Source organism: Nocardia cyriacigeorgica NBRC 100375, from assembly GCF_000308555.1.
Lineage (GTDB): Bacteria > Actinomycetota > Actinomycetes > Mycobacteriales > Mycobacteriaceae > Nocardia > Nocardia cyriacigeorgica.
In genome coordinates this window covers 19,577-32,505 of the sequence record NZ_BAFY01000218.1, presented here as the reverse complement: position 1 = coordinate 32,505, position 12,929 = coordinate 19,577, and the positions used below count along the sequence as shown (strand labels likewise).

Genomic DNA, 12,929 nt, shown 5'->3' with positions numbered 1-12,929 from the left:
CGGGATCGAACAGGTCGGCCACCAGCGGTTCGACCCCGGCGGGCACCGGTCGGTCGGCCGCGGTGACGGTGCCGATCACGGTATGGCCGCGGCCGATCAGGGCCCGCGCCACCGCGCTGCCGATCGTGCCGGACGCTCCGGTTACCAGAACTCGCATCGCAAACTCCTTGTCCCCTGTACACGTTGATTTCTATCAACGTTAGAAATTGACTTTAGACGTGCCGCCGCGCGATTGTCTACCGTTGTTAGAAATTCGCGGCGACCGAGGAGGAGCAGTGCCACGAGCGGGTAAGCGGATCAAGGGCACGGCGTGCGAGCGCGCCGAGGCGCGCGAGCGGCTGCGCGGGGAACTGCTGGCGGCGGCCCGTTCGATCGCCTCGGAGACCGGCGGGTTCGACAGCGTCACGGTGCGTTCGGTCGCCGATCGGGTGGGCTACACCGTGCCGATCGTGTACGAGTACTTCGCCAACAAGGGGGCGCTGCTGCTCGAACTGGTCGACGTCGGATTCGCCGATCTGGCCGGGCAACTCGGCGCGGCGCTGTGCCCGGACGTGCAGCGCGAGCGCGGTGGGCCGCTGCTGGCGGTGGCGGTGGCCTATTGGGATTTCGCGATGGCCGACCCGCACCTGTACCGATTGATGCATACGCTGCCCGGCCTCGCCTTCGGCACCGCCGAGGCGCCCGATTCCGCCCGCGCGTGCTTCGAGGTCCTCCGTGCGGCCATCGCCGAAGGCGCGCCGCATCTGTGCGCCTCCGCCTATGACGCGGACGCGGCCGCGGACCTGCTGTGGGCGCATCTGCACGGGCTGGTCGGGCTGGTGCTCGACGGCCGCATCAAGGGTGGGGCCGAGCGCGGCCGTCATCTGCTGGTTGACCTGACCGGCTTGTTCGCCGCTACCGGGGCGGCCACATCCGGCTGAAGCGCTCCAGCAGTATCCGCAGCCGCTCACCCTGCATATCCGGACGCAGCCGGCGGCTGCGCGCGAGCATCACCAGGCCGTGCAGCGCGCTCCAGAACACCTCCGCGTCCGTCTCGGGATCGTAAGGGCCGGAAAGCTGTTCGACCGCGGCAAGCAATTCGGCGAAGGCTCGCCGCAGCGGTTCCGGCGTCTGCGGGCTGCCGAAGGCGAGATCGGTGGCCCGCACGAACATCGCGTCGTAGACCGCCGGCTGCCGCACCCCGAAATCCACGTAGGCCAGCGCGACCCGGTGCGCGATCTGCTCGGGCGCGGCGCCGGCGCGTGCCCGCGCCAGGGTGTCGGCCAATTCGGCGAAGCCCTCCATCGCCACGGCGTTGGCGATGGCCTCCATATTCGCGAAATGGCTGTAGAGCACCGGCTGGCTGTACTCGATGAGAGCGGCGAGCCGTCGCGTCGTCACCGCTTCCCAGCCCTCGGCCTCCGCGAGCTGCCGTGCGGTATCGACGATCAACCGGTGCCTGCGGGCTCGTTCCCGCTCACGGCGCTCTTGCACAGTCATAGTGCTAGCGAAGATAGCAGCACTAGTTTCGGCCATGGACATATCGCCGCTCGGAGTTCTATCGTTGCTAGCGAACACTCATCCGATGTGAGGGAGCTGTTGTGGCACATCAAGTGCTGGCCGGCATCGCCATCCTGGCGGTCGGCATCATCTATGGGACCGACGTGTTCTGCGCTGTGGTGCAGCGATCGGCGATGGCCCAGGTTTCCGACGAGGTGCTGACCTCGGCGATGGGCTATATCCACCTCTACGGGGATCAGCGCCTGAAATTCCCCGGCGCGCTCGGCCTCGTCGCCTCGGTGGCCACCGCGATCACCGCGGTCGTTCTCGGCCAGGGCGCCGCCGCCATCGCCGCGAGCATCGTCGCCGTCGTCGCGCTCGGCGTGTGGTTCGTGATCTACGGCCGGGTGAGCGTGCCGGTGAATGCCGCCCTCACCGCGGCCGCGGTGGCCGGTCAGACCCCCGCCACCGCCAGAGACCTGCAGCGCACCTGGGATTCGGTCATCAACGTTCGCGCCGTGCTGCAAGGCCTCGCGGTCATTTCGCTGTTCATCAGTGCCGTCGCGGCCTGATCGGTAGGAGATTCACATGCGCACGCGCACTTTGGGCACACAGGGTTTGGTCGTCTCCGCGCAGGGGCTCGGCTGTATGGGAATGAGCGTGGCCTACGGGCCCGCCGAGGAGTCGGCGAGCATCGCCGCGATCCACACCGCGCTCGACCTCGGCGTGCTGATGCTGGACACCGCGGACATGTACGGCCCGCACCGCAACGAGGAACTGATCGCCGCCGCGCTCGGCGAGCGCCGCGGCGACGTCGTGCTCGCCTCCAAATTCGGCAACGAGATCGACGACGACGGCAACCTCACCTGGCGGATCAACGGCCGCCCGGAATATGTGCGCAAGAGCATCGACGGCACCTTGCGCCGCCTGGGCACCGACTACCTCGATCTGTACTACCAGCATCGCGTCGATCCGGATGTGCCCGTGGAGGAAACCTTCGGCGCGATGTCGGAGCTGGTGGCCGCGGGCAAGGTCCGCTATCTCGGCATCTCCGAGGCGTCCGCCGAGACCCTGCGCCGGGCGCACGCAGTCCATCCGCTCACCGCGATCCAGACCGAATACTCCTTGTTCACCCGCGATGTCGAGGACAACGGCGTGCTGGCGACGGCAAGAGAACTCGGCATCGGCTTCGTCGCCTACAGTCCACTCGGCCGCGGCTTCCTGTCCGGCACGATCCGCTCGATCGACGACCTCGCCGCCGACGATTTCCGCCGTGTCTCACCACGATTCCAGGGTGAGAACTTCGCCAAGAACCTCGCTGTGGTGGACAAGCTGCGTGAGTTGGCCGAATCCAAGGGCGTCACGCCCGCGCAGTTGGCGCTGAGCTGGGTGCTCTCGCGTGGCGAGGACATCGTCGCGATACCGGGCACCACCAAGCCGGAGCACGTGGTGCAGAACGTCGCGGTCGAGCAGATCGTGCTCGAACCCGCCGAACTCGCCGCCATCGAGGCCGTGGCGCCCACCGGAATCGCGGCAGGCGAGCGTTACCCGGCGCCCGCTATGGCGCAGCTCGGCCGCTGAGCGCAGAGGGGGCGAACGACATGGCGAATATGTATCTGGAGGGGAATTTCGCTCCCGTCCAGCAGGAACTCACCGCCTTCGATCTCGAGGTGACCGGCACGATCCCCGACATCCTTGACGGACGCTACGTCCGCAACGGCCCGAACCCGATCGGCGAGGTGGACCCGCAGACCTACCACTGGTTCATGGGCGATGGCATGGTGCACGGCGTGCGTCTGGCGGAGGGGAACGCACGCTGGTACCGCAATCGCTGGGTGCGCGTGTCGGATCCGGCGAATCCGCCGAAGCATCGGGCGGGCATCGAGCTGTTCGGCGCGAACACCAACGTCATCGGGCACGCGGGCAAGACGCTGGCGCTGATCGAGGGCGGGATGGCCAACTACGAGCTCGACGAGGAGCTCGATACCGTCGGACCCTGCGATTTCGACGGCACCTTGCCCGGCGGCTACACCGCCCATCCACACCGCGACCCGGTGACCGGCGAGCTGCACGCGATCACCCACTTCTTCGGCCGCGGCGACATCGTGCAGTACTCGGTGATCGATGTGCAGGGCCGGGCCCGCCGCATTGTCGACATCCCGATCCGCGGAGTGCCGATGATGCACGACTTCTCGCTGACGGAGAAGTATGTCGTGCTCTACGACCTCCCGGTGACCTTCGATCCGCAGGCGGCGGCCGCGATGACGATGCCACGGCCGCTGCGCTATCCCACCCAACTGCTGCTGTCGGCCCTCATCGGACGGGTACGGGTACCCGATCCGATCACCGCCATGGTCGGTCGCCGGATGCGGCCCAACGACCGACTGCCCGCCCGGTGGAATCCGGCCCACCCCGCGCGGGTCGGTCTGCTGCCGCGCGAGGGCACCGCCGCCGACATCCGCTGGTTCGATGTGTCGCCGTGCTATGTGTTCCACCCGCTCAACGCCTACGACGACGGTGACACGGTGGTGCTGGATGTGGTGCGGCATCCGCGCATGTTCGTCACCGATCGCAACGGACCGGACGAGGGCCCGACCACCCTGGACCGCTGGGTCGTCGATCCGCGTGCGGGCGCGGTCCGCGAATCGCGCCTGGACGACCGCTCACAGGAATTCCCGCGCATCGACGAACGACTCGTCGGCCGCAAGCACCGCTACGGCTACACCATGGAGGCGCTCGGCGGCGGCAGCCCGGCCGGTGCACTGTTCAAACACGATCTGGTCGCCGGCACCACGATCGAGAAGCGGCTCGGCCCCGGTATCCAGCCGAGCGAGTTCAGCTTCGTCCCGAGTCGCCCCGACGCGGCCGAGGACGAGGGCGTGCTCATGGGCTACCAGTACAACGAGGCCACCCGCCGCAGCGACCTGTTGATCCTGGACGCGCAAACGATGTCGACCATCGCCACCATCCATCTGCCGGACCGGGTGCCCAACGGTTTCCACGGCAGCTGGATTCCCACCGACGCCTGAAAGGCTCGCATGAAGACTGTCCGGATGACCGAGGATCTGCTGTCCTACGTCACCCAGCACACCAACCTGTACGACACCGTGCAGCACGATCTGGTCGCCGAGACCGAACGGCTCGGCGGCCCGGCCATCATGCAGGTCGGGCCGGATCAGGGCGCGTTCCTGACGGTGCTGACCCGGCTGATGGGTGTGCGTACCGCGGTGGAGATCGGCACCTTCACCGGCTATTCCGCCCTGTCGATCGCCAGGGGATTGGTGCCCGGCGGCCGATTGATCACCTGCGAGGTGAACCCGGCCTGGGCGCCGATGGCCACCGCTGCCTGGCAGCAGGCCGGCGTGGCCGATCGGGTGGACCTGCGTATCGGTCCGGCACTGGACACCATTCGCGCACTGGACCCCGATCTCGTGATCGATCTGGCGTTCGTGGACGCGGACAAAACCGGATACCTCGCCTACTACGAGGAACTGCTGCCGCGGTTGCGCCCCGGCGGTGCGATGCTGGTGGACAACGTGCTGTGGTTCGGCAACGTGGTGCAGCCGCCGTTCGACGAATCCACCATCGCCATCAGGGAATTCAACGATCATGTGCGCCGCGACGACCGCGTCGACGTTGTGGTGCTCACCATCGGCGACGGGCTCTCGCTGATCCGCAAGCGGGACTGAACCGCAAGCGGGACCGAGACGCACACGGGATCGAGCCGCAGCGACCACCGGGACGGCCGATCGGCACCGAGGTGCCGACCGGCCGTTTCTCATGGCAGGAACAGTTGCGCGCACAGCCCGGTGATCGCGATGAGCTGGATCGCCACCCGCAGATTGATCACGCTGTCCCAGCGGGCCTGGAGCTCACGCGCGTCGGGCAGCGTCTGCTCGGCCCGCGCCGCGGCGCTGAACTTCTCGTTGACCGGCTTGGCGATGGTCAGGTAGATCCCCATCCACGCAGCCAGCGCCAGCACCGCCACTCCGCCGGCGAGCGCGGCCTCGGTCCGCCCGGCCAGCGCGCTGGCGATCACGCTCAGTACGGCCAGGCCCATACCGAGTCCGCCGGGCACCGGCAGGCGCCGATCGCCGTAGTAGTGGACCCAGCCGACCAGATGGGTCAGCGCCCGCTCGTCGAGGTGACGCAGCGAGGTGCGCCAGACGACGGCAGCGAAGGTGTCGGTGCCGTAGGTGACGGCGCAACCGAGGATCGCCAGGGTGGCCAGTGCGTAGCTGAGGTTGTTCACGGTGTCCTCCGGTGAGTAGCGGTGATCGGCCGGCCACCAGTGTCTTGTCCCGACCTTTGCTGCGCCTGGATCGCAATTCACCACCGAGCCCTGATGCGCCAGTTCGGATCAGGGTGCGCTCGAGGTTTCCTCGTGCACCGGCCGCCAGGGTGGAACCGGACGTTTACCGGCCGACGCGGGGACAGGGAGTTTCGCATGAGCACAGCGGTTCGGCGGGTCATGATCGCCGGCGGCGGTATCGGCGGTTTATCCGCCGCGCTCGCCTTGCGGCGCCGAGGCATCGACGCGGTGGTCTTCGAAAGCGCGCGGCAGCTGCGCGACGGCGGTGCGGGGCTGCATATCTGGAGCAACGGCATGCTGGCACTGGACGCGCTCGGCGTCGCCGAGGAAGTGCTGCGGATCGCGCCGGTGCAGACCGTCTGCCAATTCCGCACCGCGCGCGGCGAGCGCATCGGCTCCTGGCCGGTGGGCGAGTTCGCCGCCAAGTACGGCAGGCCGACAGTCGCGATCGGGCGCTCGGACCTGCACCGGATCCTCATGCGCGCCTTGACCGATACCGAGATCCGCACCGGCGCCGAGGTGACCGGGTTCGATCAGGACGGCGACGGCGTGATGGTGCGCTTCGCCGACGGCGGCAGCGAACGCGGCGAGCTGCTCATCGGCGCCGACGGCGTGCACTCCGCGGTGCGGCGAGCTCTCGTCGGCGATCAGCCGCCGCGCTACACCGGCTACATCGCCTGGCGCGGCGCGGCGAGCGTCGGCCCCGAGATCGTCGCGCCGGGTACGTTCTGCGCGTTTTTCGGCCCGGGAACCCGGTTCACCTACTATGACGTCGCCCCTGGCCGGACGTACTGGATGAGCGTCGCGAACGGAGCGCCGCACGGTGTGGACCACGGCGATGTGATCGGCAAGCTCGTAGAGCGTCATCGTGGCTGGCCCGAACCCGTCGCCCAGCTGCTCACCGCGACACCGGCCGAACAGGTCCTGCGCCATGACGTCATCGACCGGGCACCCATCCGCCGCTGGGGCCGGGGCCGGGTGAGCCTGCTCGGCGACGCGGCGCATCCGATCACCTTCAATATCGGCCAGGGCGCCTGCCAGGCGATCGAGGACGCGCTGATCCTGGCCGAGCATCTCGACGGCGCCGCCGACCCGATCGCCGCACTGCGTTCCTATGAGCGCGAACGCATTCCACGCACCGCCCGCATGCAGCGGATGGCGTGGCGGATCGGGCGGATGGGTGCCTGGGAGAACCCGGCCGCCATCTGGCTCAGGGAGCGATTCATGAAGGCGTCCTGGGATCGTTTCGCCTTCCGCGCGGCGGAGCAGGAGCAAGTCGCGTACGCCACCCGCTATCGCGCCGACATCGACCGGTCCACTCGAACGAACCGACAGGAGCTGACATGACCGACAGCGTCCAGCAGGACAACCACTTCTTTTCCGCCTGGGCCAACAGCTGGTGGGACAACGACTCCATGATGAACCCACTGAAGTCGTTCAACCCCCTCCGGTTCGCCTACTTCGATCGGTACATGCCCTCCGGGTGGGCGGGTGTGCGCATTCTCGATGTCGGTTGCGGCGGCGGCTACACGACCGAATTCTTGTACGGGCGCGGCGCGAAGGTCTCCGGGGTGGACGTCTCACCCAAACTGGTGGAGGCGGCGACCAGGCACGCCGCGGAGACGGGCAAGGAGATCGAGTACAAGGTGGGGGCGGCCGAAGCGCTGCCCTTCGACGACGCCACCTTCGACGTGGTGACCTGCGTGGACGTGCTCGAGCACGTCAAGAGCCCGGCCGATTCGGTGCGCGAGATCCACCGGGTGCTGAAGCCGGGTGGAATCTTCCTCTACGACACCATCAATCGGACGATGCGCTCGGGCGTGATGATGATCTGGCTGCCGGAGCGGGTGCTCGGCATCGTGCCCAAGGGCGCCCACGACTGGGCGGATTTCATCACCCCGCAGGAGATGGACAACTACCTGCGGGCGACCGGATTCACCCCGATCGGCGCTCCCAAGGGCATCGCCATTCGCGGACAGAACAAGGACGGAAGCCTCAAAGCTAAGCTGACCTCCGACACGTCGGCGCTGTATCTCGGCGTGGCACGGAAGTAGTAGCCCGCAGAGCTGGTCGAGTCCGGAGCCCATGGCCGAGCCATGGGCTCCGTCGCCGTTTCCGTGGCGGTCAGCGCTGCCAGCCGTGCGCCAGTTCGGCCGCGGCAGGCGGGTTCTCGGTCCACGGATCGCGTCCGTGCACCTCGGTCAATGTCGTGCGCAGCCAGGTGTCGACCGCGGCCGTCGAACTCGCGAGTGCGCGCAGCGACCGCGCCGGATCGGGCGATTCCATGTGATAGATGGCCACATCGCCGTCCGGGCCGGACCGGCACCACGCCAGTTCCCGCGAGATCTCGGCCGCCTGACGCGCGGCGCGGTACTCCTCGCCGCGCTGTTCGTTCAGCTCCTTGTGCACCTGCCGCCACTGGTCGAGCCGGCCGGGCAGGATCGGCAGGGTGCGGACCGACGGCACGTCGACGGCGCGGACCCGGGCGCGGCTGCGCGGTCCCATCTTCCCGACTCCGAGCTGGGCCAGGATGCTGGTGTCCACCCCGATGCCCCAGCGTTCGGCGATCAGCCCGTCCTGAAGCCGCCACACCACAACGCCTTTGGCGCTGATCTGCTTGCCGGTCGGTGCCAGTCCGAGGAACTCGCCTCGGTGCGTGCCGCGCCAGGTGTTGTGGATGACGACATGGTCGGCGTGGGCGCTCATGTCCTCGATCGTCACCTTCAGATCGGGGAATCCGCCGCGCAATCCGGCGATGGTGTACTTGACGCCCGCCAGCCCCTCCGGTGCTCCGGGCAACGGCTGGTGGTCGATCATGTCCTCGCGATAGATCTCGTCCACCACCGAGAAGTCGCCCTGGTTGACGAACTCGTCGAAAACCCTTCGGATGATTGCCTTGTTGGCCTCTGCGGACACCACTCACACTCCTTGGTCATCGCGTGACAGACCGGCGAGCCCGGTCCCTGGCTGCAGCCAAGTGTCTCGATCAGACCCAGCACGGCCCTTGAACAGAACTGGTGCGAGTCTTGCGGGCCGGCGCGGACTCGGCCGGTCGGCCGAGTCCGCGGCGTGGGTGCGGTGTGACCGCGCGATCAGCCGAGGCTGAAGGGCTGGCCCCACAGGCGTAGTTCGGAACGCCCGGTCTTGGTGGTGACTTCGACGCCGACGAAAGCCCGGGCCTGGGCGTAGCCGGCGCAGCCGTCGAGACCGAGGGTGGAATCGGCCCAGGTGACCGAGGCCTGCTGCTCCTTGAAGCTGTAGCCGCGCAGGTAGCTCTTTTCGCCGTAGGCGTCGGGGCCTTCCAGGTCGAGCAGCCAGAACGTTTCGGCCTGGCCGGGACCGAGGGTGAGGTTGGCCCCGGAGGTGACGCCGCCGCTGCCCTTGCCTTCCCAGGTGGTCGCGCCGTTGGCGCCGCCGGTGCCGGTGCCGCCGCTGATGTCGACCTGGCAGCCGACCACGTAGCCGGGGTAGATCTTCGAGTACTGGTGCGAGCCGTGGATCTGCACTTCGGCGCGCCCGGATGCCCAGACATTGCGGTGCAGCGGTGTCGAGCCCATCGACGGGCTGATGTTGACCGACTCGTTGGTGAGCCGGATGGTGACGGCGGTGCCGTCGGGCAGGGTCTGGGTGATCTCACCGCCGGGCAGCGGAATGAAGGTGTCGGCGTTGGCGGCGCCGGTGGAGAACAGGCCGAGGGCGAGGGTGGCGGTCGCCGCGGCAGCGGCCAGGCGGGCGGCGGCCTTCTTCAGGCTGGTCATGATGGGGTTGCCTTTCAGGGCTGTGATCGGTTGCGCGAGAACGGGTCAGCGGATTCAGCCGATGCTGAACGGCTGGCCGTACAGGGTGGTCTTGGAGTAGTTCGTGCCGATGATCTCGACGACGGTGTAGGCGCGCGCCTGCGCGTACCCGCCGCAGCCCTGGATCTGGAGTTCCACGTCCTTGTAGCTGACGTGGTAGGTGCCCTTCTCGACGATGTCGAAGCCCTCGACGCCGACGAACTTCACCTCGCCGGGCCCGATCTTCACGCCGACCGTGCCGCTGGCGTTCACCCCGGTGGTGGTGATGCCGCCGGACACGCCCGCGGAGATGGCGTTGTCGGCAATGCTGACCTGGCAGCCGACGATGTAGCCGGTGTTGATCCTGGAGGCGCCGTGGGTCGAGGAGTTGTTGGTGCCGGGGGCGCCGCTACCGCCGACGAAGGGCTTCGGGTCGCCCTTGGGGGTGGCGGCGACGTCGGCGATCACGGTGCCGCTCACCCAGGCGACGCGGCCCGCGCCGTTGGCCGCCATCGACGGCGAGATCAACGCGCTCTCCGCGACCCGCTTGATGGTGACGTCCGGTCCGGCCTTCTCGCCGTCGGGCAGCGGAACGAAGGTGTCCGCGGTGGCCGTGCCGCTCGCGAGACCGAGAGCGGCCGTGGCCAGCGCGGAGGCAGCAAGGATTTTTCGCATCGTTGGGTGATTCCTCATCAGCAGGGGGTGAGTCGGAGGCGCTCGTAGGAAACTCTCGGCGACCGCGAGCGGGACTCGTATCGGACAGGGGCAAGACCTATCACGCCTGGGAACACCGATTGGCCTCGTACAGCGTACAAATGAGGGAAGGGTCACAGTATGTGCGTGAATCCTCGTGGTATGCAGCGAAGTTCGCTAACGATAGAAGGTCGGCCTGATTCGGCCGGTGTGATCCGCGCAGGCCGAGTGCTGGCTCGTCGAGGTGTATCGGTTGATGAATCAACCCTGTTCATAGGGCTTTTCGCGGCCGATAGCGCATTCCAGCGACTTCCCTGCAAAGGCTGTCTGTGCCATGGTGGTTCGCGGCGGCGAGCGCGCGAAGTGGCCACTCGGCTGCCATGCCGAGGGGTCGGCCGTGCGTCCAGGGGGTTCGTAGGGAAGTCCGGACAAATGCGTCATATGTAGGTTAGGCTAACCTCCGAAATCAGGTAGTTACGTTACCTAAACACCGTCCGACCTGCTGAAATCACTGGAGAACGACACCCCGATGGACAGTGCCCTACCCGCACCGGAGTGCGGTGCCAGTCGCGGAGATGGCCGATGACCCATCTGCCGGCCGGCACGCAGCGATCGACGCGCTCTTGGCGGTGGCCGGGATGGTTGCTCGCGGTGGCCGCACTGCTCGTCGCCTGCCTGCTCGGCCTGGTCGTCGGCGCCAAAGCCATTCCGGTACAGGATGTCTGGTCGGCGTTATGGAGTGCGCAGAGTTCCCCTGACGCCCTGATCGTCACCGACTACCGGCTGCCGCGCACACTGCTCGGCCTGCTCGCCGGGCTCGCACTCGGTGTCGCCGGCTGTCTGATGCAGGGGCTGACCCGCAATCCGCTGGCCGATCCCGGCCTGCTCGGGATCAACGCGGGCGCGGCCTTCGCCATTGCCATGGCGGTGGCGTTCCTCGGGGTCGAGCAGATCACCGCCTACGTCTGGTTCGGGTTCGCCGGTGCGGCCCTCGTATCGCTCGTGGTGTATCGCTTGGGCACCGCGGGCAGGCAGGGCGCGGATCCGGTGCGGCTCACCTTGGCCGGCGTCGCGGTGACGGCGGTGCTGTCCGGGATCACCAAGGGCCTGATCCTGTTGAACGCGAACGCTGTCGATCAGATGCGTGACTGGGATGCCGGTTCGCTCACCGGACGCGGTTTCGACGTGATCGCGGGCGCCGCGCCGTTCATCCTGATCGGTTCGATCGCCGCCGTAGTCGCGGCCAGATCCCTGAACGCGGTCGCGCTCGGTGACGACCTGGCCCGCTCGCTCGGCGTCCGCGTCGGCCGCACCCGGCTGCTCACCGTGCTGGCGTTGACCCTGCTGTGCGGCGCGGCCACCGCGGCCGTCGGCCCGATCACCTTCGTCGGGCTGGCGGTACCGCATGTGGCGCGCTGGATCGTCGGACCCGATCAACGCTGGATCGTCGCGTATTCGATGGTGCTCGCACCGATCCTGCTGATCGGAGCGGATGTACTCGGCCGGGTGGTGTTGTGGCCGGACGAGGTACCCGCCGGACTGGTGGTGGCGTTCCTCGGTGCGCCCGCGCTGATCTGGCTGGCCCGGCGGGCCAGGGAGACGGCGGCATGAGCGCGCGGATCGACTTCGGCCGCGCGACGGTGCGGGTCCGTGCGCGGGCCGCCGGATTCACCGCCATGATCGGCGTCCGGACCGTGATCGTCTGCCTGGCGCTGGTGGCGCTGGCGCTGCTGATCGCGGTGCTGGCCCTCGGCAGCGGCGACGCACCGATTCCGCCGGACCGGGTGCTGCGCGCGATCTTCGTCGGCGATCAGCGGTTCGACCGTCTCGTGGTGTGGCAGTGGCGGTTTCCCCGGGTGCTGCTGGCGCTGGTGCTCGGCGCCGCGCTCGGGGTGAGCGGTGCGATCCTGCAATCGGTGACCAGGAATCCGCTGGGCAGCCCCGATATCGTCGGCTTCGGTACCGGCGCCTACACCGGCGCGCTGATCGTCATGCTGGTGCTCGGCGGCGGTGAGTTCCGGACCGCTGCCGGTGCGCTGGTGGGCGGGCTGGCCGCGGCGGTCGCGATTCAGCTGCTGGCGCTGCGGCACAACGTCAGCGGTTTCCGGTTGATCCTGGTCGGTATCGGGGTGAGCGCCATGCTGGCCTCGATCAACGCCTGGTTGATCCTGCGCGCCGATCTGCTGTCGGCGATGGGTGCCGCCGCGTGGGGGATGGGCTCGCTGAGCGGGCTCACCTGGGGGCAGGTCATGCCCGCGATGGCGCTGCTGACGGTATTGAGCCTGGCGGTGATTCCGCTCGCCGCCCGCCTGCGGATGCTGGAACTCGGTGACGACCTGGCCAGCGCCGTCGGTATCCCGGTGCGCCGGACCAGGCTGCAGCTGATCTTTCTCAGCGTGGCGCTGACCGCGGTGGCCACGGCCGTCACCGGCCCGATCGCGTTCATCGCACTGGCCGCGCCCCAATTGGCGCGCAGGCTGGCGCGCACGCCGTCCACCGCGCTCGTTCCGGCCGCCGCGATGGGCGCATTGCTGCTGATCACCTCGGACTGGCTCGCGCAGCGGCTGTTCGCGCCGACCACCCTGCCGGTGGGCGTGGTGACCGTCTCGATCGGCGGGCTGTATCTGGCGTATGTGCTGGTCGCCGAGGCGAGAAGGAGCTAGGGGAGC

The 12,929-nt window shown here is 68.2% G+C and carries 15 protein-coding genes; 9 read left to right on the top strand and 6 right to left on the bottom strand.

What is annotated here, in order from left to right; translation table 11 throughout:
- On the bottom strand, positions 1 to 157 hold a 157-nt coding region (locus RJ05_RS31090), incomplete at its 3' end, for an NAD-dependent epimerase/dehydratase family protein (protein WP_156090846.1).
- A 118-nt stretch (positions 158 to 275) separates the two neighbouring features.
- On the opposite strand from RJ05_RS31090, the gene RJ05_RS22465 reads away from it, so the two are divergent.
- Positions 276 to 920 (top strand): TetR/AcrR family transcriptional regulator, encoded by a 645-nt coding sequence (locus RJ05_RS22465; protein WP_051016817.1) that lies wholly within the window; start codon positions 276 to 278, stop codon positions 918 to 920.
- Here RJ05_RS22465 and RJ05_RS22460 read toward each other — a convergent pair.
- A complete protein-coding gene (locus RJ05_RS22460; RefSeq protein WP_036540367.1) occupies positions 895 to 1,479 on the bottom strand; it encodes a TetR/AcrR family transcriptional regulator in 585 nt (194 codons plus the stop codon). The two genes, RJ05_RS22465 and RJ05_RS22460, sit on opposite strands and share 26 nt — an antisense overlap.
- 101 nt (positions 1,480 to 1,580) lie before the next feature.
- On the opposite strand from RJ05_RS22460, the gene RJ05_RS22455 reads away from it, so the two are divergent.
- The 4 genes from RJ05_RS22455 to RJ05_RS22440 are packed head-to-tail and all read left to right on the top strand — an operon-like array spanning position 1,581 to position 5,168.
- Complete coding sequence (locus tag RJ05_RS22455) at positions 1,581 to 2,051, top strand: DUF1772 domain-containing protein (RefSeq protein ID WP_036540365.1); 471 nt, start codon at positions 1,581 to 1,583, stop codon at positions 2,049 to 2,051.
- Positions 2,052 to 2,067: 16 nt separating this feature from the next.
- On the top strand, positions 2,068 to 3,060 hold the full coding sequence (locus RJ05_RS22450; RefSeq protein WP_036540364.1) for an aldo/keto reductase: 993 nt from the start codon (positions 2,068 to 2,070) through the stop codon (positions 3,058 to 3,060).
- 20 nt (positions 3,061 to 3,080) lie between these two features.
- Positions 3,081 to 4,508: a carotenoid oxygenase family protein gene (locus RJ05_RS22445; protein WP_036540363.1), complete on the top strand. Its 1,428-nt coding sequence runs from the start codon at positions 3,081 to 3,083 to the stop codon at positions 4,506 to 4,508.
- A gap of 24 nt (positions 4,509 to 4,532) precedes the next feature.
- Positions 4,533 to 5,168 (top strand): O-methyltransferase, encoded by a 636-nt coding sequence (locus RJ05_RS22440; protein WP_211357650.1) that lies wholly within the window; start codon positions 4,533 to 4,535, stop codon positions 5,166 to 5,168.
- A gap of 89 nt (positions 5,169 to 5,257) precedes the next feature.
- On the opposite strand, the gene RJ05_RS22435 is transcribed toward RJ05_RS22440, so the two are convergent.
- Positions 5,258 to 5,731, bottom strand: a complete 474-nt coding sequence (locus tag RJ05_RS22435; RefSeq protein ID WP_036540360.1) for a DUF1772 domain-containing protein — start codon at positions 5,729 to 5,731, stop codon at positions 5,258 to 5,260.
- Positions 5,732 to 5,926: 195 nt separating this feature from the next.
- On the opposite strand from RJ05_RS22435, the gene RJ05_RS22430 reads away from it, so the two are divergent.
- Both RJ05_RS22430 and ubiG read left to right on the top strand, forming a co-directional pair.
- Positions 5,927 to 7,138 (top strand): FAD-dependent monooxygenase, encoded by a 1,212-nt coding sequence (locus tag RJ05_RS22430; protein WP_036540358.1) that lies wholly within the window; start codon positions 5,927 to 5,929, stop codon positions 7,136 to 7,138.
- Entirely contained in the window at positions 7,135 to 7,845 is a 711-nt protein-coding gene (gene ubiG, locus RJ05_RS22425; protein ID WP_036540356.1) for a bifunctional 2-polyprenyl-6-hydroxyphenol methylase/3-demethylubiquinol 3-O-methyltransferase UbiG, read from the top strand. Before RJ05_RS22430 ends, ubiG begins: the two co-directional genes overlap by 4 nt.
- Before the next feature lie 70 nt (positions 7,846 to 7,915).
- Here ubiG and RJ05_RS22420 read toward each other — a convergent pair whose 3' ends face one another.
- The 3 genes from RJ05_RS22420 to RJ05_RS22410 form a co-directional block, all read right to left on the bottom strand.
- A complete protein-coding gene (locus tag RJ05_RS22420; protein ID WP_051016816.1) occupies positions 7,916 to 8,710 on the bottom strand; it encodes an ester cyclase in 795 nt (264 codons plus the stop codon).
- Between the two features lie 173 nt (positions 8,711 to 8,883).
- Positions 8,884 to 9,549 (bottom strand): MspA family porin, encoded by a 666-nt coding sequence (locus tag RJ05_RS22415; protein WP_036540352.1) that lies wholly within the window; start codon positions 9,547 to 9,549, stop codon positions 8,884 to 8,886.
- A gap of 54 nt (positions 9,550 to 9,603) precedes the next feature.
- Positions 9,604 to 10,242, bottom strand: coding sequence for an MspA family porin (locus tag RJ05_RS22410; protein ID WP_036540350.1), 639 nt, complete (start codon positions 10,240 to 10,242; stop codon positions 9,604 to 9,606).
- A gap of 600 nt (positions 10,243 to 10,842) precedes the next feature.
- Between RJ05_RS22410 and RJ05_RS22405 the strand changes: the two genes are divergently transcribed.
- Entirely contained in the window at positions 10,843 to 11,871 is a 1,029-nt protein-coding gene (locus RJ05_RS22405) for an iron chelate uptake ABC transporter family permease subunit (protein WP_081597481.1), read from the top strand.
- On the top strand, positions 11,868 to 12,923 hold the full coding sequence (locus RJ05_RS22400; protein ID WP_036540347.1) for a FecCD family ABC transporter permease: 1,056 nt from the start codon (positions 11,868 to 11,870) through the stop codon (positions 12,921 to 12,923). The genes RJ05_RS22405 and RJ05_RS22400 overlap by 4 nt, the downstream gene beginning before the upstream one ends.
- Positions 12,924 to 12,929 lie beyond the last annotated feature (6 nt).

Bases quoted from the DNA above. Each gene is read 5' to 3' on its own strand.
- RJ05_RS22415 (WP_036540352.1), bottom strand. From the start codon at position 9,549: ATGACCAGCCTGAAGAAGGCCGCCGCCCGCCTGGCCGCTGCCGCGGCG.
- RJ05_RS22460 (WP_036540367.1), bottom strand. From the start codon at position 1,479: ATGACTGTGCAAGAGCGCCGTGAGCGGGAACGAGCCCGCAGGCACCGG.
- ubiG (WP_036540356.1), top strand. From the start codon at position 7,135: ATGACCGACAGCGTCCAGCAGGACAACCACTTCTTTTCCGCCTGGGCC.
- RJ05_RS22450 (WP_036540364.1), top strand. From the start codon at position 2,068: ATGCGCACGCGCACTTTGGGCACACAGGGTTTGGTCGTCTCCGCGCAG.
- RJ05_RS22405 (WP_081597481.1), top strand. From the start codon at position 10,843: ATGACCCATCTGCCGGCCGGCACGCAGCGATCGACGCGCTCTTGGCGG.
- RJ05_RS22410 (WP_036540350.1), bottom strand. From the start codon at position 10,242: ATGCGAAAAATCCTTGCTGCCTCCGCGCTGGCCACGGCCGCTCTCGGT.
- RJ05_RS22400 (WP_036540347.1), top strand. From the start codon at position 11,868: ATGAGCGCGCGGATCGACTTCGGCCGCGCGACGGTGCGGGTCCGTGCG.
- RJ05_RS22430 (WP_036540358.1), top strand. From the start codon at position 5,927: ATGAGCACAGCGGTTCGGCGGGTCATGATCGCCGGCGGCGGTATCGGC.
- RJ05_RS22440 (WP_211357650.1), top strand. From the start codon at position 4,533: ATGACCGAGGATCTGCTGTCCTACGTCACCCAGCACACCAACCTGTAC.
- RJ05_RS22445 (WP_036540363.1), top strand. From the start codon at position 3,081: ATGGCGAATATGTATCTGGAGGGGAATTTCGCTCCCGTCCAGCAGGAA.